The following is a 20,054-nucleotide window of genomic DNA, read 5'->3' as shown; positions in this document are numbered from 1 at the left end:
CCACCACGGCGGCATGCCTATGCTGGGTCTGGGCAACGAAATGGAGAACGTCATGAGTCTGGGAACCGTGCTGCTGATCATCCTCATCCTGATGCTGGTGGGGGTCATCCCGACCTGGCCGCACAGTCAGACCTGGGGGTATGCGCCTAGCGTGAGTTTGGGCGTGGTTGTCCTTGTGGTGCTGGTGCTGGTGCTCCTGGGCCGCTTGTGACCTTCCGCCAGTACGGCGAACTGTTCGAGCAGTTGGGTCTGGCGCGCGATGCGCCTGCCATCGCGGCGTTCATCCGCTGCCATGCACCCTTGCACGGCAACATCCGGATTGAGGACGCCATCTTCTGGTCACCATCCCAGGCCGCGCTGTTGCGCGAAAAGCTCCAGGATGACGCGGACTGGTGTGGCGTGGTGGACCAGCTCAACCTTGCCTTGCGTGCCATCCAGCCATAGGGCCGGTATGCCGTTCGCAAGAACAGTCATTTAAGCTGGCTGGCCGGCTGGCGTGGCATCTGGAAAAGCAAGGCCAAGCCGGCGGCCGCCGAGAACAGCGAAGCCATGAAGATGCCGATCTTCGCGCTTTCCATCAAGGCTCCGTCTAGGGCCAGGCTGGCGATGAACAGCGCCATGGTGAAGCCGATGCCCGCCAGCAAGCTGCCACCCGCCATGGCCCGCCAGTTCAGGTCCGGCGGGCGGACGGCGAGCCCGGTGCGCAGGGCCAGCCAACTGAAGAGCAGAATGCCCGTCGGCTTGCCCACGGTGAATCCCAGAAACACGGCGACTGCGACGGGTTGTCCCGCGTTCCACCAAGACAGGTCCAAGCCGGCGTTGGCAAGGGCGAAGATGGGCATGATGCAGAAGTTGACCCACGGGTGCAGCGTCATTTCAAGCCGTTCAACCGGTGACAACGATTCGCGTGCAGCGGTCTCGGCGGTCTGCAAGGTCTTCCTGTCGCGGGTGTCGCCACTGCCCTGACTGTTCGCGGGGTGAGCGATCACCTGGTTCAGGATGGAATACAGGCGGCTGTCACTGACCCAACGCCTGGCGGGCGTCATTAGCCCGAGGATCACTCCCGTGACCGTGGCATGGAGCCCTGACGCGTCGATGGCGAACCAGGTGGCCACACCCACGAAGACATAGATGGGGAGGCTTCGTATCCCGATGCTCGCGAGGATGCGCAACACGCCGATGAACAGAGCAGCCAGCGCCAGCATGCGCCAATCCAGGTGATGGCTGTATCCGATGGCGACGACCAGGATGGCGCCGATGTCATCAACGATGGCCAGGAACAACATGAACACGCGCAGGCTGTGTGGAATGCGCGTGCCGAGCAATGCGAGACAGGCAATGACAAACGCGGTGTCGGTCGCCATCACGATGCCCCAGCCATGCTGGCCGGGTTGTCCCCATTGGATCGCCAGATAAAGGGCCGCGGGAGCGAGCATGCCGCCCAAGGCCGCGGCCACCGACAGCGCGGCCATGCGCGGGTTACGCATCTCGCCCAGCGTGATTTCCCGTTTGAGCTCGAGCGCAACGAGAAAGAAAAAGAGCGTCATCAGGCCATCGTTGATCCACCCTCGCAGGGAACGGCCGAATTCGATCTCATCGATCCGAAACTCGATCCGCTTCTCCCAGATGCCGAGAAAAGCATCGGACCACGGCGAGTTGGACAGCACCAGCGCCGCGATGGTGAACAGCATCAGAACGGCGCCGCCCGCGGCTTCGATGTGCAGAAACCTGACGAACGCAGGCGCCACCCGGTCTATCAGTTCCCGGGGCAATTGGACAGATGCCTGCGGTTCGGATTGAGGGTCGGGCATGACTGGCCCAGCATAGCAGCTTGGACAGTCTGTCAAAGGCCATTCAGACTACCTTGTCCTTGCGGACCATTTCATGGGCCGGCTTGTGCAGCCACGCATGGGCCAGGTCCATCGGGTAGCGCTGATGCCAGAACAGGTGCACGTCGATCACCGGTGACTTGAGTGACATGCCCACGCAGTGCACTGCAAAACGCCGCGTCACAAAAGCCAGGGGCTGAGCGTGGAGCGCCTCATCATGGCCCGCCGTCGGGCATTCCCGGAGCGGCCTGCTTGTGGTTCGCGTGGTACGCCGTCAGCACCTGGGTGGCCACCATGTCCAGGCTGGGGCGGGGGTTGCCTTGCTTGTCGGTCCACACCTTGGGCGTGAGCGAACCCGCAAGGCTGAGCGCCTCGCCGTCGCCGAGCGCGAGCAGGGTCGCGCAGGACGCCGCATCGAAGGCGATGACGTTGACGATGAACTCCTCGTCGTCTCGGTTGCGGGCCAGCACCCGGGCCACGGTGTAGGAACGGCCCATTTTGTCGACGCGCCGGGAGGCGTCGCCCATCAGGCAACCCGCGATCAATCCGTTGATCATGCAAGCGCCTTTCCGTCTGCATCCGCGATGAGCATCAACGTGGCCTCTCGAAACCGGAGGCCATCCAGGCCTGCGCGCTGTCCACGTTCAGCTTGAAGGTGGGTGGCACCGGAACACGGGCCAACTCCTCGTCGAACTCGTCTACGGCGCGCAAGGTCGCGGTAGCGCCTTCGTCGTCTGGAACGATGGCCAACTCGACCCGGATGCGCCGCCCGTCAAAAGCCACGGTGATGTTCCTGTTGAGCTCGGCATGGCGTTGCTGCTCGGAACGGCGGACCACCTCCTTGGCGGTTTTCACCAGGGTGTTGAAGGCTGCGGTGTCCAGCGGTTTGGGGTTCTTCTTGTCGCGTCCCATGGTCCAGGGGCCGACCAAGGCCGGCTCGGCTTCGCCATTCAGGTACATGGCCACGGCCCAGCCATCGTCGTCATCGTTCTTGATGACGCGTGCGGTCCACTGCGCATCGCTCCACACACGGCTTTCGTGTATCGGGTCTTGGGTGTCTTGGGTCATGGCCGAATGGTAGCTGTGCTCGGCTGATGACCTCTGCGCCCCCAGGGCGCTACTCAGTACGCAGAGCCTGGACGGCGCTCACGACTTCGCCCGAGTCCGCCTTGATGCGCTGGATGTGCTGGACTGCCTCAGCAGCCAGTCCCACGCTGTCGTTCACCGCCTCAATGCTGGATTTCATGGCCACGGTCAAGCCCGAGACCTGTCGCTCCACCGCAGCGATGACGCTGACGATGCTTTGGGTGGCTTCCTTGCTGCTGGCAGCCAGCGAGCGCACCTCCCCAGCCACCACTGCAAAGCCGCGGCCCTGCTCGCCGGCGCGCGCGGCCTCCACGGCGGCATTGAGCGCCAGCAGGTTGGTCTGATCGGCCACCCGACGTATGGCGTCCACCGCATTGACGATGCTCCGGGTCTGTTCGCCCAGGGCGGTCACTTCCTTGGAAGAGCCCTCGATGGACTGCGCCGTGGACTGAATGCGCTGCACGACCTGTTCGACGGTTTCAGAACTCCGCGACGAAAGCTCCTGCGTCTGCAGCGCCACGGTGTACGCTTTGTTCACGCCCTCCTGGCGGGCCTGGCTTTCGAGCACGCTGGCCGTGATGTCCGTTGCAAGCTTGACCACGCCGATGACTTCGCCATCCTCTGACTCGATGGGGTTATAGCTCGCAGTCAACCAGATGGGCGCGCCCGAGCGGGTGACCCGTTCAATCTGCCCCTGGTGATAGACCCCTCGACGCAGGTCGTCCCAGAAAGCCGCATATTGGGGGCTGGAGACGTAGTCCCGGCGGCAGAACATGCTGTGGTGCTGACCAAGGACATCGGCCTCCCGGTAACCCATGGCCTTGAGGAAGTTCTCGTTGACTCGCCGAACGTAGCCCTGTGTGTCGAACGCGATGAGCGCCATGGAGCGGTTGATGGCCGTCATCACAGCCGAGGTTTCCATGCGCTCATTGGTCTGCTGGGTCACGTCATAGGCGAGCTTGACGACCCGGACCACCTCGCCGCGCCTGTTCTTGACAGGGGTGTAGGTTGCGCGCAGCCAGACCGTGCTGCCATCACGCCGGCGCCGCTTGAAGAGGCCGCCGAAGGACTCCCCGGCGCGCAACTTGCGCCAGAACTGCTGGTACTCCGAACTGGTGGCGTAGTCCGGGTAGCAAAGCTCCGAATGGTGCTTGCCCTTGAGTTCAGCCGGGCTGAACCCAAAGATATTGCCAAACAAGGCATTGGCGGAAAGGACCTTGCCGTCAGGCCCCAAATTGACGATGGCTGTTGAGAGGTCTATCGCGCGGCCCGTGGCGGAGGCTTCATTTCTTTGACGGATGAACTGAAACAGCATGCGAGCTCCGGTGGTTTGTTGGTCTCAGCTTATCTCACTCTCTGTCAGGAAAAAAGAGATGAAATGGACGAGCAAAATCAGGGAAAGCCATATTCGGCGCAGTAATTGTGGAATTGCGATTAAACCGGTGGCTGATGTTCCCGGTTTCAAGACGTGGATCGCAGGTGGGTGCCCACCAGATGTATGAGGTGGGCACCATGTCAGGCGCGCCAAGCCGGTCTTTCGCCGGCGTCACGATGCAGAACTCAAGCGCCAGGTCATCGTTGCGTGTCCAGCGTCGGGCGCGTCCGAGGGCCAGGTGGTGATGAGTTGTGGCCTCAATGCCGCTCTGGCGCCTCGAGGTAGCGCTTATAGCGTCGAGACGGTGCCGCCATCAATGCGGTACTCGAAGCCTGCGGAGGATGCCGAGCGGGGCGACGCCAGGAACACGATCAAATCGGCAACTTCCCGCGGCGTGGCCGCCCTGCCTACGGGGATGCCACCAAGGGCATCCATGATGATCTTCTTGCCGCCCTCGTAGTCGGTGCCGGCATCGGCGCCTACACGCTTCGCGAATACCTCGGAAGCCTCGGTCATGATCCAGCCTGGCGCGACGCTCAGCACGCGAACACCCTTGGGTGTGATTTCACGTGACAAGGCCTTGCTGTATGTCGTCAGTGCCCCCTTGGAAGCAGCATAGGCGGTGGTCGCATCGGGCAGCGGCAGAACACGCTGAATCGAGCTGACATGGATGACCACACCGGAGCCTTGCGCGAGCATCGACGGCACAAGTTCACGGTCCAAGCGAACGGCCGGCAGGAGGTTCAAACTCAGCTCGGAGAGCCAGTGGTCGTCGGTGAGTGCGGCGAAGCCGCCAGTGGGGGCATGGGAGCCGCCAAGCACGTTGATCAGGAGGTCGACGCCACCCCACTCCTTGAGAACGGAGTCGGCCAGGGTTTTCACGCCAGCAGCCGTCGTCAAGTCGGCAAGGATGTACGACACACCTTCGACCGGCGCTTGCGGTGCTTTGCGAGCGGAAGTCGCCACGCGCGCGCCTGCATCCACCAGAGCGCGGACAACCGCGGCGCCGAGGCCCAAGGTTCCGCCAGTGACAACGGCCCGCAGGCCGTTCAGTTGAAGATCGAAGCTCATACCGTCACCTCCATGTTTGCAATCAGACCTCGCTCGAGGCGGAAGAAGAACTTCATATCGAGCGGGCTGCCCTTGAAATTGCCGGCCACGTGGGCCTTCACTGCGTGAACGCCTTCAATCAGCTCCAGGGAAAAGGGCTCGGTCGTGCAGGTGTACTTGGCGTCGGCCGCCATCTTCCACGCCCGGATCGCGTCGCGACCGGTGTAGATGTGACCGTCGTCAGTCACCACGGCCTTCGGGGTGAAGCATTGCGCGACCTGGTCAGGGCCTTGCGTGTCTGCCACGAAATACGCGGCGATCGGGTCAGGGAGAGTTAATGAATAGGGCATGGTGTGCTCCTTGGTTGGGACGGATCGAAGGATGCGCCCGCACAGTAATTTTGAGAATCTCTTAGAATTCGAATGGACTATGTAGAAAAGAGTACATAATGAGAGGGTCCGACTTTGCCGAGCTCAAAGCCTTCATCGCCGTCGTTGAAAGGCAAAGCTTTGCCCGCGCGGCGGAGCATCTGGGCTTGTCACCGTCGGCGTTGAGCCAGACCATCCGACAACTGGAAAGCCGCATCGGTGCGCGCCTGTTGAATCGCACGACAAGAAGCGTCGCCCCGTCCGCAAGCGGTGAGCAGCTCTATTCGCGCGTGGCGCCGCTGTTCCGTGAAATGGCCAACGCGGTGGCCGAGGCAAGCGACGCCACCGGGCAGATCCGTGGAACTTTGCGGATCAACACCCTCGGGATAGCCGCAAGAACGCTCATTGCGCCAAGACTGCAGCGCTTCCATCAGGTGCACCCTGACGTGGTGCTGGATATCGTGGTGGACGACGCACTGGCGGACATCGTGGCAGGCCGCTTCGACGCCGGGATACGGGTCGGTGGTCAGCTCAAGAAGGACATGATTGCCGTCCGTCTGTCACCAGACATGAAGATGATGGCCGTTGCTTCTCCGGACTACCTGGCCCGCCACGGCACGCCCAAGACGCCCACCGATTTGCGCGACCACGCATGCATCAACTGGCGACTCCAGATGGATGGGAGGTTCTACCGGTGGGAGTTCGAGAAGCGCGGCAAGCGGCACGAGATAGCCGTCGATGGGCCTGTCGTCACCAACGATGCCGACATCGGCGTGGCGGCAGCGGTCAACGGTCTAGGTATTGCCTACCACTTCGAGGTGGATCAGGTCGGCGAACTGCTCAAGCAGGGGCGTCTTGTACAGATCCTGCCTGACTGGACGATTACTCGTCCGGGCGTATTCCTGTACTACTCCAACCGGCACCATCGCCCTGCGCTGCTGGGCTCGTTTATCGACTGCATGTTGGACCGGGCGCCGTTCGGCGATGCCTGACCTTTACCGACAAGGAACTGCTGAGGGCGGCAATTTACCGCCTTCCCACCCTAGCCAAGTGAAGCTTCTGCTGGGTGTCCCCGCGTCCGGCCACTTTGGTTGGTCAGGGAGCCTTGGTTCATTTATCGTGTGATGGGCGCAACGAGCAGCTTGATGATATAGGACTGCAGACCACAGGGCGATGCGCCCCAATCACGAAAAGCGACGTCCGTACCGTGCAGAAATGACTCGGGCACGCCGATGTCGCGACGACCATGATCTACATCCATGCGGTCCGGATGGGCGGCAGTGCTGCGCGCAGCCGCTTGAACTCCCTCCCTGGTGCTGACGAGCTGCAAATCGGTTCTTGGTGAACTTCCACTGCCAGCCATAAGCGGCCGGCAATCTATGCAATCGCTTCGCACACCATCTGGGGTAAGTGTGGTCTGTCTTGTGGGCCATCCTCCTGGCAGTCGGGAGGAAGCAATTCCGTTCCGCTTGGAGCCATAACCGTGCCGAAAAAGAGCCGATTTGAAGCCCTGGAGAGACGTGGTCACAAGTGTGCTCGGGAAGAGCATCAGCACCTAAGCGATTGAATTACAGGGATTTTCTGTCTGACGCAGTTCATGCCATGCTGGTCAGCGAATTCTGGCGAAGAGCCAAAATCGCCGGAAGCAAAACCGTTCCGGCCCAAAAAGAAGCATAAGCGTTCCGAAGCGGAACAGTTATGGTTCCAGCGACAAAAGCTGTCGCCGGAACCATAAATATTCCGCAGTGGGAAGCATAACTGTGCCGGAGGGTGCATTGATTCTTGCCGAGCACGCTCATCCCAGAAAGTGGTCGAGTATCGCGGCGTGGTCATCAATCCCCATGCCGAGAAGCCGACACCGCTCGTTAGGGAACGTATGATCAAGTCATAAAACGATGGCCGTTGGCGATCTACCAAGCCAAGTGATCCAGCAGAGCCAGCGGGTCGAAAGCCGCTGCGGTGCCATCTGGCACCTTCTGCGAGAGCCTACGCCCCCTGCACACGGTCGACTCCCATCATCTCCATCAGCTTCTTGCGCGCCATCCACAGATTGGACAGCGCAAACAGCGTGATCACGTGCGCCGTGTTTTTGGCCAGACCCTTGAATCTCACCTTGGTTAAACCGAACTGGCATTTGATTACCCGAAACGGGTGCTCCACCTTGGCCCGCACACTGGCCTTGCAGTGCTCTTGCTTCTTTGCTTTGGTCTTGCGCCTGCCCTCGGGCAGCTTGGCCATGTCACTGGGCCGCGCTGCAATGTGCCACTGCACATGCGGCACTCTCGCCGGCGCACCCCGGTAGCCCGAGTCCGCCCACACCTGCTCCTCCTTGCCGTGCAGCAGATCAGCCACTTGCTCCACGTCCGCCTCGTTGGCTGCCGTCGTCGTCACCGTGTGCACCAGCCCAGAGTTCGCATCCACCCCGATGTGCGCCTTCATCCCAAAGTGCCATTGATTGCCTTTCTTCGTCTGGTGCATCTCCGCGTCCCGCTCCCCCTCGGCATTCTTCGTCGAACTCGGCGCCGCGATGATCGTGGCGTCCACGATCGAGCCCTTCTTGAGCAGCAGGCCCTTGCGCGCCAGGTGCGCGTTGACCTGCTTGAAGATGTCCTCTGCCAAATCACTCGCTTCGAGCAGATGGCGAAAGTTCAGGATCGTCGTCTCATCGGGGATCGCTTGAAGGTCCAGTCCAGCGAACGCACGCATGGAGGCGATCTCGTACAGGGCCTCCTCCATCGCTGGATCGCTCAGGGTGAACCAGTTCTGCATCAGGTGTACCCGTAGCATCGATTCCAGCGCGTAGGGGCGCCGCCCGCGGCCTGCCACCGGGTAGTGCGGCTCGATCACCTTGAGCAAGGCCTTCCACGGCACCACCAGTTCCATCTCGGCCAGAAACACCTCGCGCCGCGTCGTCTTCCTCTTGCCCGCCTGCTCGGCGTCAGCGAAACTGATCTGGTTCATCGCTCTTGCTCCATTGACCGATTCAGATCACCACGCAAGAATCGTGCTCTTGTTCAGACGTTCCTTAGCTAAGCGGAAAATTCATTACAAACTTTGTGCTTCGGGAAGACGAGTGCGCCAGGACATGCCCGCCATGAGCTTCGACTATCGCACGGGTTATCGATAGGCCCAACCCTGCACCTTCTGTCTCAGGTCGATTGCGAGCAGGAGCGGCTCGGTAAAAACGGTCAAACAACCGTGGTAAGGCGTTCGGGTCGATCTCATCACCCGTATTGCTCACCTCTACTTGGGTATATCCGTCGATCTGGGTTATGCCAATCACCACGGACGTCCCTCGGTCTGCGTGTCGCAGCGCATTGGAAAGCAGATTGCTCACGGCTCTGCGGAACATCAATCGGTCACCGACGATTTCGCCATCTCCCCGGAGCTCCAGTTGAATATCCTTTTCGTCGGCAACCGCGTCATAAAACTCGATCAAGGTCTGAACTTCCTGGGCAGCCAAGAAGCTCTCTTTGTGCGGCAAGTCGACGCCGCGCTCTGTCTTGGCCAAGAACAGCATGTCGGAGACCATCTTGGCCAGACGTTGAAACTCTTCGGCGTTGGAGGCCAGAATGTCTCGGTAGGTCTCTGCATTCCGGCGACTGGACAGTGCGACCTGGGTTTGTGTCATCAGATTGCTGATCGGAGTGCGTAGCTCATGCGCCAAGTCAGAAGAAAAATCCGACAGGCGTTGAAAGTCTTTCTGCAATCTGTCGAGCATCTGATTGAGCTCATGAGCGAGGTCAGCCATTTCGACAGGTACGGCGTCAACAGACATACGCTGATTCAGCTTTTGTCCTGTCACATTGGAAGCTCGCGATTTCATGGCCCTCAACGGGGCCATGCCATGGTGCGCGGCCAACCAACCCAGTAAGCCGCTGACCATGGTCGCTAACATGGCATAAATCAAAAGTGTCTGCCGCAGCTCAGACATGAATTGCGTATGGTGCTCCGAATCCAGAGCTACCATGACCTGCGCCGCAACCGAGGGCCTGTAGGCTGGCATGACCTGGAAGGTCTGGCCATGAAACTCCTGCTGCGCATCGCGCCAATACAGATAGGACTCAGCCCCGTAAGAATTGAGTTTCTGATCTGTGGATTGCGGAGGGCGAAAGCCCTCTGAGCGGAAAATGACCTTGCCTTGTCCGTCGGTGATGAGTGCAAAAAGCCCATGGTGACTGCCCAGCGCTTCGCTCAGCCTCCGGGTACTGTCCTCAACGCTGCGAGAGCTTTCGAGAATTTCCTCAATCAGATGTCGCTTGTCTTTCAAAGCCATGTGATCCAACTCGACAAAGTGTCTCTCGGTCGCGATGTGCAGAATCGCGCCGAGGCCCAAGACAACGACAGCGGCGACCAGCGTGAAGAAAATCGTGAGTCGGCTGGTCAGGGAAAGAGACTGGAACATCTAGCTTTCCTCCGGGGCTTCCAGCACATACCCCATGCCACGGACAGTCTGGATCAGCTTGACGGTGCGCCCTTCGTCGATCTTGACACGCAGTCGTCGCATCGCCACTTCGATGACATTGGTGTCGCTATCGAAATTCATGTCCCAGACCTGCGAGGCAATCAGGGAACGGGGCAAGACCTCGCCCTGGCGCCGCATCAGAAGTTCCAGCAGGCCGAATTCCTTGGCCGTGAGATCGATGCGTTGGCCATCCCGTGAAACTCTTCGACGCAGCAGGTCGAGTTCAAGATCGGCTACACGGAGCGTGGTGGGGTCTGTGCTGTTTCGGCCGCGGCGCAGGATCGTTCGCACCCGGGCCAGGAGTTCGGAGAAAGAGAAAGGCTTGACCAGGTAATCATCCGCGCCCAGCTCAAGTCCTTTGACCCGATCTTCCACCTGATCACGCGCCGTCAGGAACAGAACCGGCATCTGCAGGCCGCGCTTGCGCAGTGTCTTCAACACCTGCCATCCATCCAGGCTGGGCAACATGACATCCAGGATAACGAGGGCATGATCACCCTGCAGGGCGAGATGCAGGCCATCGGCGCCATCCTGGGCGAGGTCGACCACAAAACCGGCCTCACTCAGACCTTGACGCAGGTACTCGCCGGTCTTGCTTTCGTCTTCAACAATCAGAATTTTCACGGGCTGTTTCCACTCCATCGCTGGCCCGTAGTGTGGCAACTTCCAGACAGGGCGGCCTCAAGATTACAAAAATGTAATCCGTTCGACAGCAATCTGACGACCTGGGATCCGCAGAATCCGATCCGCGAATGTTGATATTCAGATCGAGGAAAGCATGCCCGTCCAACCCCACCGTTTACTAACCCAGGCATGGCTGCCCATCAGCTTAGTCATGTTTGCTGGGGTAGCCGCAGCACAAACCACGGCTGACCCATCCCAGAACATTCCTGCCGTTCAAGTGGAGTACAAGTCCGCGCTCAGTGACTTCCAGCCCTATACAGACCAGACCATCCAGTCCTGGTCCGAGGCCAACGACAGGGTGGGCCGCATTGGTGGCTGGCGTAGTTATGCCAAGGAAATTGCCACGGGCGAGGCCGTCAAGGACGCTTCCGACGCCCCCGACCCCCACTCGGGTCACCATGGAGGTGGCAAACAATGAAACGCCTTTTGAGTACCTCCCGGGGCAAGTTGGTTCTGTCCGCCATGTCTTTGGCCATTCTCTCCGGTTGCGCCAGCGTGAGCGTCGAGCAAAACTTAGACCGGGTGAACGAGGAAGCCAAGAGCTTCACTGAAGGCCAGTTGTCTCTGGCGCGTACAGCCGATGAGCGTCAGCAGCGAGCTGAGGCAACCCAGAAGTTGCTTCAAACACTTTTGGGCCAGCGGGAGGCCGTCCAGCTGGCTCTGCTCAACAGCCCGTCGCTGCAGGCGCTTCTGGCCCAGGGCTGGGCTGAATCCGCAGATGCGGCGCAGATTGGGAGAATTGCAAACCCCATCTTCTCGCTGGAACGCATGGTGGCAGGTGATGAACTGGAGCTGGGCCGTGCGCTCTCCTTCGGTCTGCTGGACATTCTGACGCTGCCCGGCCGTCAGGGGATCGCCACCCGGCGCATTGAGGTGGCTCAACTCCGGCTGACTGGCGACGTGGTTGACCAGGTCACCCGCGTGCGCCAGGCCTGGGTTCGCGCGGTAGCTGCGCAACAGTCCCTGCAGTACGCCAGGCAGGTGTACGACAGTGCCGCCGCCAGTGCCGAACTGGCCCGCAGAATGCAGGCGATTGGTAACTTCAATCGCCTCACCCGAGCGCGTGAGCAGGCGTTCTACGCAGATGCCGGGACTCGGTTGGCAACTGCCACCCACCAGGTGACGGCGACCCGCGAAGAACTCGTCCGGCTTCTCGGTCTGGATGTGCAACAGGCGCAGATGCTCAAACTCCCTGATCGCCTGCCAGAACTGCCGAAGCAGGCCGTCGATCCCCAGACTGTCGGCACGTTTGCCACACGCAATCGCCTCGACATCCGGCTTGCCCAGACCACGCTGGCCGCTTCGGCCCGGGCGCAAGGCTTGAACATGGTTACCAGCTTCACCGATATCGAACTGACCGCCCGGCGCAACACCAGCACTGACAACGTCGCGGGGGAACGTAGCGTTGCACGTGGGTACGAAATCGACGTTCGCCTACCGATCTTCGATTGGGGCGGCATGCAACGCGATGCCATGAGTGCCCGTACCTTGGCCGCCGCCAATCAGTTGGACGCCACCGTCCGATCAGCCGGGTCGAGTCTGCGCGAAAGCTACTCTGCCTACCGCACGGCCTATGACATCGCACGCCATAGCCGAGACGAGGTGGTGCCACTGCGCAAGGTCATCGCAGAAGAGAACCAGCTGCGTTACAACGGAATGATCATCGGCATCTTCGAGCTGCTGGCCGACGCGCGTGATCAGATCGCCACGGTCATGACCGCCATCAACTCCGAACAGCAGTTCTGGTTGGCGGACGCTGCGCTTCAGGCCTCCCTGATCGGCCGACCGATCAACACCACACTGACAGCGATGCCCGATGCGCCCGCCGGCGGCGGTGCAGGACACTGATTCAAGGATATCCGATGAATTCCAGAAGAGAATTTTTCAAGTTCGCCGGTATTGCCGGTGGTGCGGTTGCCGCAAGTGCCGTGAGCCGCGTCGCCATGGCCGCCTTGCCTGAGCCCGTGATTCAGACCCGTCCGGATACCATGGCCCCCCTCATCCCCAACAGTGGACGTCCCTATAACCCGGTGGTGACGCTCAACGGCTGGACCCTGCCCTGGCGCATGAACAACGGCGTCAAAGAGTTTCATTTGGTCGCCGAGCCCGTGGTGCGAGAAATGGCGCCTGGGTTCAAGGCCCATCTCTGGGGCTACAACGGTCAGAGCCCGGGACCAACGATCGAGGTAGTCGAAGGTGATCGCGTGCGCATCTTCGTTACCAACAAGCTTCCAGAGCACACCAGTGTGCACTGGCACGGGCAGCGTTTGCCCAACGGCATGGATGGTGTGGCGGGTCTGAACCAGCCCGCGATTCCCGCAGGCAAGACTTTTGTCTACGAGTTTGTCGCGCGCCGGCCTGGAACGTTCATGTACCACCCGCATGCCGATGAAATGACGCAGATGGCCATGGGCATGATGGGCTTTTGGGTCACACATCCCAAGGACAGGAATCCTCTGATCGATGAGGTCCAGCGGGACTTCTGCTTTCTGCTCAACGCCTATGACATTGATCCGGGCAGCTACACACCCAAGATCATGACCATGCTGGATTTCAATCTGTGGAGCTGGAACAGCCGGATCTTCCCGGGCATCGACAGCTTGAACGTGCGCCTGAACGACAAGGTGCGTATCCGCATCGGCAATCTGACGATGACGAACCACCCCATCCATCTGCACGGGCATGAATTCCTGGTCACAGGAACCGATGGCGGCCCCACACCCAAGAGCACGCGCTGGTATGAGGTGACAACCGATGTGGCCGTCGGCCAAATGCGGCAAATCGAGTTCCTGGCAGACGAAGAGGGAGACTGGGCTTTCCATTGCCACAAGAGCCACCACACCATGAATGCCATGGGCCATGACGTTCCGACGCTGATTGGCGTGGATCACCGCGATATTGCCAAGAAGATCAACAGCCTGATCCCGGACTACATGGTGATGGGCGAGCGCGGCATGGCCGACATGACTGAGATGGAAATGCCCATTCCTGACAACACCGCCCCCATGATGACCGGGCAAGGTCCCTTTGGATCGGTGGAAATGGGCGGCATGTTCAGCGTGGTCAAAGTACGCAAAGACCAGAAACCTGGGGACTACAAGGATCCGGGCTGGTTCAAGCACCCCGAAGGCACCGTCGCGCATGAATACACCGCTCCCTTGGCTGAGCCGGCACGTTTCAAGTCGGAGGGCGGCCAGTCCATGCCACGCGTCCAACAGCCAGCCAAGGCCACCGAGGTCAAGGTTCGCAAGCCGAGCTCACACACAGGTCATTGACACCCCAACCCAACCCAACCCAGGAGAACACCATGAAATTTAACGTCTCGCTCATTCGAAAACTCACCACATTCGTCGCCTTGTCGGCCTCAATCGGTGCTTTTGCAGGCGGCAACCATGGAGGGGGGCATGGTCACGGAGACGAGGAAACGGCCATCGGCAAACCTGGCGTGGCGGCGCGGGTCAGTCGTACCGTCACGATCGAGATGAGCGACAACATGCGCTACAGCCCGGCAGATGTTCAGGTCAAGCAAGGCGAGACGCTGCGCTTTGTCGTGAAGAACGTCGGCAAGGTCAAGCACGAGATGAGCCTGGGCACCGAGAAAGAGCTGCTGGAGCACCTGGAGCAGATGAAGAAGTTCCCGGACATGGAGCACGATGAGCCCGGCAAGGTGACGTTGGCACCCGGCAAGCAAGGCGAGATCATTTGGCAGTTCACCAAAGCAGGCACCGTGCACTTTGCCTGCCTGATGCCGGGTCACTACGAAGCTGGCATGAAGGGCGCCGTCAAGGTGGGCAAGCGCTGAGCAGCGCCTGTCCGCAAAACTCATCCGTTGCCCTAGGTCTTTATCTGCGAGGAAAACATGAAGTCACTCAAACGCATTCTTGCCATCTCTGCCCTGTCGATGGGAGTCGCGCTTCCCATGAGCAGCATGGCCCAAATGGCCATGGACCACAACAAGATGGGAGCCCCCATGGCGGCTTCGATGACCCAGGGTGAAGTCCGCAAAGTGGATCTTGATGCTGGCAAAGTCACCATCAAGCACGGTGAGATCAAGCACCTGGACATGCCCGGCATGACCATGGTGTTCACCGCCAAGGACAAGAGCATCCTGTCAAATCTGAAGCTGGGTGAAAAAGTCGAATTCATGGTCGTCCAGGAGTCGGGCAAGTTTTTCGTGACCGAGATCAGGCCTGCGCCTTAGGCATTGATCAATGCTGGCATTGGTCGGCAAAAGGCATCCAGCGCCTCCGTCAGCAGACTGCGGGCGGAGGCTGTTTGTGCTGAAATATCAAACAGATGGGAGAACGAGCCATGGCGCACGAACATCACGCCCACGATCATCACGCAGACGGTACCGAGTCCAAGGGTGATCTCCATGACCCGGTCTGCGGCATGAAGGTGAGCCAGCGATCTGAGCACCATAGTGAGCAGGCAAGGCGCTTGTACTATTTTTGCAGTGTGAACTGCAAGTCCAATTTCATCGCTGATCCGGCTCGGTACATCGACCATCCAGCCCAGCACAAGAGCGGATCGGATCATCTTCACCAAGATCCGAAGCACACGGCGTTATCTGTTCCCCCAGCCCTCACGGCCGATGCGATGACACCCCCGTCGGGAACCATCTACACCTGCCCAATGCATCCCGAGATCAGGCAAAGTCTGCCTGGCAACTGCCCCAAGTGCGGCATGACGCTGGAGCCCCTGATCCCCGAGCTTGAAGAAGAGGAAAACCCGGAGCTGCGCGACTTCCAGCGCCGCTTCTGGTGGACCCTGCCTCTGACCGTCATCGTCACGGTGTTGGCCATGTTCGGCCACCAGTTCCATTGGTTTGAGACACGTACTCAGACATGGATCGAACTGATTCTGTCCATGCCTGTCATTCTGTGGGCGGGCTGGCCATTTTTCGAAAGAGGCTGGCAGTCTGTCGTGCACCGCAGCCCCAATATGTGGACGCTGATCGGGCTCGGAACGGGGGCGGCCTTTGTCTACAGCATGGTGGCCACGGTTGCCCCCAACGTATTCCCCGACTCCTTCCTGTCGATGGGGCGCATTGCTGTCTACTACGAGGCCGCGGTGGTCATCATTTCCCTGACGCTGTTGGGTCAGGTACTGGAGCTCAAGGCCAGGTCGCAAACCTCAGCAGCAATCAAATCCCTGCTCGGACTGGCTCCGAAGACAGCGCGCCGTATCCGAGAAGATGGAACGGAAGAGGATGTGCCGATCACGCACGTGCATGTGGGCGATCTGCTGCGGGTGCGTCCCGGGGAGAAGGTACCCGTCGATGGGGTGGTGACCGAGGGCAGCAGCGCCGTGGATGAATCCATGCTGACCGGGGAGCCCTTGCCCGTGACCAAGCGCATGGGGGACAAGATCATTGGAGCGACGCTGAATGCCAGTGGCGCACTGGTGATGCGATCCGAGCGGGTCGGGGCTGCAACCATGCTGGCGCAGATCGTGCAGATGGTGGCTCAGGCCCAGCGCTCCAAGGCACCCATGCAGCGCATGGCCGATATCGTCGCAGGATATTTTGTGGTGGTGGTGGTCTTCATTGCCTTGCTGACATTGCTGGTTTGGGGCCTGTGGGGGCCCGAGCCGCGCTGGGTGTATGGCCTGATCAACGCCGTGGCTGTTCTCATCATCGCCTGCCCTTGTGCCCTGGGTCTGGCCACGCCCATGTCCATCATGGTGGCGACTGGGCGGGGCGCGAACAAAGGCATCCTGTTCCGTGATGCGGCTGCCATTGAGCATCTGCGTAAGGTAGATACGCTGATCATCGACAAGACCGGCACCTTGACAGAAGGGCGCCCGGCCTTCAATCGTGCGGTCGCCACCCAAGGGTACACCGAGGACGAGGTATTGCGTCTGGCCGCCAGTCTGGACCAGGGCAGCGAACACCCCCTGGCGGACGCAATCGTTCAGGCTGCGCGGGCACGTCAGTTGGTTCTGGACAAGCCGGAGCAGTTTGAGTCCAGCTCCGGGATCGGCGTGAGCGGCTTGGTGACAGGACGCAAGCTTGCCTTGGGCAATACGGCGTTGATGGAGCAAATGCGGGTCTCAACGATGCCCCTGACCACGCGGGCTGAGGCCTTGCGCACAGAAGGCGCGAGCGTGATGTATCTGGCCGTTGACGGCCAGTTGGCCGGCCTGCTGGCGGTCTCTGACCCGATCAAGGCCAGCACCCCCGAGGCCCTGGAGACGCTCAAGGCAGCGGGCTTGCGCATCATCATGGCCACGGGGGATGGCTTGACCACGGCCAGGTCCGTCGGCGCTCGACTGGGTATTGATGAGGTGCATGGAGAGGTCAAGCCCGCCGACAAACTGCTGTTGGTTGAGAAGCTGCAGCGGGAAGGACGTGTCGTGGCCATGGCGGGTGACGGGATCAACGACGCTCCGGCCCTGGCTAAGGCCGATGTCGGCATTGCCATGGGAACGGGCACCGATGTCGCCATGAACAGCGCCCAACTCACGCTGGTCAAGGGTGACCTGCGAGGCATTGCGATCGCTCGCGCCTTGTCCGAGTCAACCGTCAGCAACATGAAGCAAAACCTCGTGTTCGCTTTCATCTACAACGCCTTGGGTATTCCCGTAGCTGCAGGCGTGTTGTTCCCGTTGACCGGATGGCTGCTTTCGCCGCTGATCGCTGCTCTGGCGATGAGTCTGAGTTCGGTGTCGGTGATCGGAAACGCACTACGGCTTCGTTAGGACCTGAATTTTCACGACTGAGCATCTTGATCCCTTCGTTTGGGAACTTGTCCGCAGATCGCGCGAGGGGCCAAGCACTCTTCCTGACAGATTTGTAATCTCGCCGTCATCTTCAGGGCGTCTTTAAAAACCTAAAGTAGAGATATAGCATGCGCATCACACGTCATCGGGACACGGAGATGGCGCCATATCCGGCAGAACTTGCCGGCACCAGCCACGAAAGGGTTTGATCATGAAGGTTTTGCAATCACTACCGGTTACTCTGCTCATCGCAATGGCTTCTCTGGCTGCATCGGCGCAGACCGCGGCGGAACATGAACAGCACCATCCGGGCGGGGCTGCACCCGCCACCGCCTCGCCGGCCCCTCGCACGGCCGAGCAGCAGATGTCGGCCATGGACACGCAGCTGCAGCGTATGCGCGATATGAGCCATAAGCTGGCCGCTGCCAAGACCCCGCAAGAGCGACAGGCCCTGATGATCGAGCATCAGAAAACCATGCAGGAGAGCATGAGAATGATGAGCCAGATGCAGGGGCTGTCCATGGGCGGGATGGGGGGTATCGGCATGATGATGGGTGGCGGTGCTGGCATGCCAAGCAGCGCCTCGAACGCACCGCCAGTCGCACCTGACGCCAATGCAGCGTCGGCAGCACCGGCGATGAGGCCGCAGATGATGGCCGGCATGATGCAGCGCCACACCATGATGGAAAAGCGCATGGAGATGATGCAGATGATGATGGACCGCATGCCAGCCTCGTCACCCAGGTAAGAAAGGATACATTGCCATGTTCTTCGATCACGGTTACTACATGGGTGGCATGCACGCCTTCTGGTGGCTGTTCTGGCTTGTCCTGGTGGTGGCGTTCGTCTACGCTGCACGCTCACCAGCAGGACGCTCCGGGCGGTCAACGAGAGAGTCCCCACTGGAAATCCTGCAGCGACGCTTTGCCAAAGGCGAACTGAGCCCCGAGGCATACGAGCAGGCGAAGGCATTGCTAGAGCGTGATGCCGGCAAGACCAAGGGCAATGAGTCCAGTCTTAGGAGTGATAAGACATGAATCCCTTTGAACACAAGCATTCGAACGAGCAGAGCGTGTCAGTGTGGCGACGGCCTGCAATCTTGGCATGGACAGCTGCCGCCGTGATTGCGGCGTTCTATCTCCTGCGAGAGCATTGGGGGCACCTGCTGGGCTGGTGGCCTTATCTGCTGCTCATGCTGTGCCCGCTCATGCATCTGCTTCATGGACATGGAGGTCATGGCTCCAGCCACGATCATTCCCGAGCAAAGAAAGATTCTTGAACCTGGGTCGTGTGCCGTGACGCGTCATTTTCACGGCCATCTTCTTGTCTTTTGAGCAGGCAATGCTTGCCTGTGCTCCATGTGCGGCACGTTAAATCGAGGATGTACGGCGGTCCTTGCTGCTGCCTTCCATTCCGGTTACGTCGATCTTGCTTGCTCGTCCGACGTTACGCTGCATTTACGCCAGCTTGCGCGCTTGTAATCGCCGCCTCATCTTTCTGTCAGCACCTCCTTTCCAGAATACGTACTGTGCATTGCACAAAGCGCCGTCAAGGTGTTTTCTTCATCTTCTCGAAAGGATCTGACATGAAAACCACTCTCACCACCTTCATCGCCGCTGGTGTCCTGGCTGTCGCTACCCTCCCAGCTTTCGCGCACGATGCGGCCAGCGCCAGCGCGGACAAGCTGTATCGCCTCAAGGACGGCGGTACCCTGTACGTTTTCAAGGACGGCAAGATGGCCCTGGAAGACGCGTATGGCCGTGCCGCTTTCTTGAAGAAGGGACAGGTTCTCGAAACCACTGATGGGCAGAAGATCACGGCCACGAGCAACGAAGTGGCACGCCTGAACAGCCTGATTCTGCTGGGGCATGAGGGTTCTTGACCCGGAGGTATGGTGACGCCTGAGGCTTGTCAACGGCAGGCTGCGGGCGTTCCAAACTTCAGCAGACAACTTGAGGCTATTGCGAGAAGCTGCTCAAACACTAAAATCTTGCGACTGATGAGAGTATTCCGCCGCTCACTCTATGCTTGGATCGCGCTGCTGGGGATCGTGTTTTCCCAGCTGGCGATTTCGGCATATGCGTGTCCACTGTGGAACAGCAGTGAAGGCCAGGCATCTGCTGTGGCCGCACATGGGCAGGAAATGGCCGGCATGCCATGCGGAGGCATGGAAGACATGGTGGTTGAAATGACCACACCGGTGCTTTGCATCAAACACTGCGATCAGGAGAGTCAGGCTGCAGGCTCAGCCCATGCACCGGATTTCCAGCTTGCTCTGGCACTGTTGCCCTTGGCGCAGCCTTTTGCGCTGATGGAAACCATCTGGGCGCCCCAGCGATCCGAACCCCTCCTGCATCCCCTCGCAGCACCACCGCCCTTGTGGCGCACTGGCCGCCTGCGCATTTGACCCACCCCTGATTTTTCTGGGCGCACGCCGAGTGCGCTGCTCTGGCCATTTTCGGCCATGTGTTCAG

General features: G+C 60.1%; 24 protein-coding genes. 14 read left to right on the top strand and 10 right to left on the bottom strand.

Annotated elements, in window-relative coordinates:
* Window positions 1-52 precede the first annotated feature (52 nt).
* Entirely contained in the window at window positions 53-211 is a 159-nt protein-coding gene (locus AZ34_RS14490) for a DUF3309 family protein (protein WP_035611827.1), read from the top strand.
* Complete coding sequence (locus AZ34_RS14485) at window positions 208-444, top strand: DUF2789 family protein (RefSeq protein ID WP_035609333.1); 237 nt, start codon at window positions 208-210, stop codon at window positions 442-444. Before AZ34_RS14490 ends, AZ34_RS14485 begins: the two co-directional genes overlap by 4 nt.
* 26 nt (window positions 445-470) lie before the next feature.
* Here AZ34_RS14485 and nhaA read toward each other — a convergent pair whose 3' ends face one another.
* From nhaA to AZ34_RS14455, 7 genes are all read right to left on the bottom strand, one after another.
* Window positions 471-1,811 (bottom strand): Na+/H+ antiporter NhaA, encoded by a 1,341-nt coding sequence (nhaA, locus tag AZ34_RS14480; protein WP_035609330.1) that lies wholly within the window; start codon window positions 1,809-1,811, stop codon window positions 471-473.
* Between the two features lie 43 nt (window positions 1,812-1,854).
* Window positions 1,855-1,980 carry a hypothetical protein gene (locus tag AZ34_RS18955; RefSeq protein ID WP_269320448.1) on the bottom strand — a complete coding sequence of 42 codons (126 nt, stop codon included), beginning with the start codon at window positions 1,978-1,980 and terminating at the stop codon, window positions 1,855-1,857.
* 64 nt (window positions 1,981-2,044) lie between these two features.
* Window positions 2,045-2,386, bottom strand: a complete 342-nt coding sequence (locus tag AZ34_RS14475) for a single-stranded DNA-binding protein (RefSeq protein ID WP_035609328.1) — start codon at window positions 2,384-2,386, stop codon at window positions 2,045-2,047.
* Between the two features lie 34 nt (window positions 2,387-2,420).
* Window positions 2,421-2,897 (bottom strand): hypothetical protein, encoded by a 477-nt coding sequence (locus AZ34_RS14470; protein WP_035609325.1) that lies wholly within the window; start codon window positions 2,895-2,897, stop codon window positions 2,421-2,423.
* 49 nt (window positions 2,898-2,946) lie between these two features.
* Window positions 2,947-4,230, bottom strand: a complete 1,284-nt coding sequence (locus AZ34_RS18950; RefSeq protein ID WP_035609323.1) for a methyl-accepting chemotaxis protein — start codon at window positions 4,228-4,230, stop codon at window positions 2,947-2,949.
* Between the two features lie 348 nt (window positions 4,231-4,578).
* Window positions 4,579-5,361 (bottom strand): SDR family oxidoreductase, encoded by a 783-nt coding sequence (locus tag AZ34_RS14460; protein WP_035609321.1) that lies wholly within the window; start codon window positions 5,359-5,361, stop codon window positions 4,579-4,581.
* Window positions 5,358-5,690 carry a nuclear transport factor 2 family protein gene (locus tag AZ34_RS14455; protein ID WP_035609320.1) on the bottom strand — a complete coding sequence of 111 codons (333 nt, stop codon included), beginning with the start codon at window positions 5,688-5,690 and terminating at the stop codon, window positions 5,358-5,360. Before AZ34_RS14455 ends, AZ34_RS14460 begins: the two co-directional genes overlap by 4 nt.
* A gap of 98 nt (window positions 5,691-5,788) precedes the next feature.
* Here AZ34_RS14455 and AZ34_RS14450 point away from each other — a divergent pair, with 98 nt between their 5' ends.
* Window positions 5,789-6,700 (top strand): LysR family transcriptional regulator, encoded by a 912-nt coding sequence (locus tag AZ34_RS14450; RefSeq protein WP_035609317.1) that lies wholly within the window; start codon window positions 5,789-5,791, stop codon window positions 6,698-6,700.
* Window positions 6,701-7,694: 994 nt separating this feature from the next.
* Here AZ34_RS14450 and AZ34_RS14445 read toward each other — a convergent pair.
* From AZ34_RS14445 to AZ34_RS14435, 3 genes are all read right to left on the bottom strand, one after another.
* The gene (locus tag AZ34_RS14445; RefSeq protein ID WP_035609314.1) at window positions 7,695-8,669 is read right to left on the bottom strand and encodes an IS5 family transposase; all 975 of its coding nucleotides are present in this window, start codon (window positions 8,667-8,669) and stop codon (window positions 7,695-7,697) included.
* Between the two features lie 64 nt (window positions 8,670-8,733).
* Window positions 8,734-10,113 (bottom strand): heavy metal sensor histidine kinase, encoded by a 1,380-nt coding sequence (locus AZ34_RS14440; protein ID WP_035609311.1) that lies wholly within the window; start codon window positions 10,111-10,113, stop codon window positions 8,734-8,736.
* Window positions 10,114-10,797, bottom strand: coding sequence for a heavy metal response regulator transcription factor (locus tag AZ34_RS14435; RefSeq protein ID WP_035611825.1), 684 nt, complete (start codon window positions 10,795-10,797; stop codon window positions 10,114-10,116). It lies immediately after the preceding gene.
* Between the two features lie 211 nt (window positions 10,798-11,008).
* On the opposite strand from AZ34_RS14435, the gene AZ34_RS14430 reads away from it, so the two are divergent.
* From AZ34_RS14430 to AZ34_RS18430, 11 genes are all read left to right on the top strand, one after another.
* Window positions 11,009-11,275 carry a hypothetical protein gene (locus AZ34_RS14430; RefSeq protein WP_231495542.1) on the top strand — a complete coding sequence of 89 codons (267 nt, stop codon included), beginning with the start codon at window positions 11,009-11,011 and terminating at the stop codon, window positions 11,273-11,275.
* Window positions 11,272-12,705, top strand: coding sequence for a TolC family protein (locus tag AZ34_RS14425; protein WP_035609306.1), 1,434 nt, complete (start codon window positions 11,272-11,274; stop codon window positions 12,703-12,705). Before AZ34_RS14430 ends, AZ34_RS14425 begins: the two co-directional genes overlap by 4 nt.
* A 14-nt stretch (window positions 12,706-12,719) precedes the next feature.
* Complete coding sequence (locus AZ34_RS14420) at window positions 12,720-14,132, top strand: multicopper oxidase family protein (RefSeq protein WP_035609303.1); 1,413 nt, start codon at window positions 12,720-12,722, stop codon at window positions 14,130-14,132.
* A 32-nt stretch (window positions 14,133-14,164) separates the two neighbouring features.
* A complete protein-coding gene (locus tag AZ34_RS14415) occupies window positions 14,165-14,659 on the top strand; it encodes a cupredoxin domain-containing protein (RefSeq protein WP_035609300.1) in 495 nt (164 codons plus the stop codon).
* 57 nt (window positions 14,660-14,716) lie between these two features.
* Window positions 14,717-15,058 carry a copper-binding protein gene (locus tag AZ34_RS14410; RefSeq protein ID WP_035609298.1) on the top strand — a complete coding sequence of 114 codons (342 nt, stop codon included), beginning with the start codon at window positions 14,717-14,719 and terminating at the stop codon, window positions 15,056-15,058.
* A 110-nt stretch (window positions 15,059-15,168) separates the two neighbouring features.
* Window positions 15,169-17,559: a heavy metal translocating P-type ATPase gene (locus AZ34_RS14400; RefSeq protein WP_051509880.1), complete on the top strand. Its 2,391-nt coding sequence runs from the start codon at window positions 15,169-15,171 to the stop codon at window positions 17,557-17,559.
* 232 nt (window positions 17,560-17,791) lie between these two features.
* Window positions 17,792-18,328 carry a hypothetical protein gene (locus AZ34_RS14395; RefSeq protein WP_035611823.1) on the top strand — a complete coding sequence of 179 codons (537 nt, stop codon included), beginning with the start codon at window positions 17,792-17,794 and terminating at the stop codon, window positions 18,326-18,328.
* Between the two features lie 16 nt (window positions 18,329-18,344).
* Window positions 18,345-18,617 carry an SHOCT domain-containing protein gene (locus AZ34_RS14390; protein ID WP_231495541.1) on the top strand — a complete coding sequence of 91 codons (273 nt, stop codon included), beginning with the start codon at window positions 18,345-18,347 and terminating at the stop codon, window positions 18,615-18,617.
* Window positions 18,614-18,859, top strand: coding sequence for a DUF2933 domain-containing protein (locus tag AZ34_RS18075; protein ID WP_081767235.1), 246 nt, complete (start codon window positions 18,614-18,616; stop codon window positions 18,857-18,859). Before AZ34_RS14390 ends, AZ34_RS18075 begins: the two co-directional genes overlap by 4 nt.
* 306 nt (window positions 18,860-19,165) lie before the next feature.
* A complete protein-coding gene (locus AZ34_RS14385; RefSeq protein ID WP_035609291.1) occupies window positions 19,166-19,462 on the top strand; it encodes a CopK family periplasmic copper-binding protein in 297 nt (98 codons plus the stop codon).
* Between the two features lie 117 nt (window positions 19,463-19,579).
* Window positions 19,580-19,987 carry a hypothetical protein gene (locus AZ34_RS18430; RefSeq protein ID WP_155831833.1) on the top strand — a complete coding sequence of 136 codons (408 nt, stop codon included), beginning with the start codon at window positions 19,580-19,582 and terminating at the stop codon, window positions 19,985-19,987.
* Window positions 19,988-20,054: the final 67 nt, after the last annotated feature.

The organism is Hylemonella gracilis str. Niagara R (assembly GCF_000600295.1).
Classification (GTDB): Bacteria; Pseudomonadota; Gammaproteobacteria; order Burkholderiales; family Burkholderiaceae_C; genus Hylemonella; species Hylemonella gracilis_A.
The sequence above is the reverse complement of the archived record's forward strand: the minus strand, read 5'-3'. Positions and strand labels throughout refer to the sequence as shown.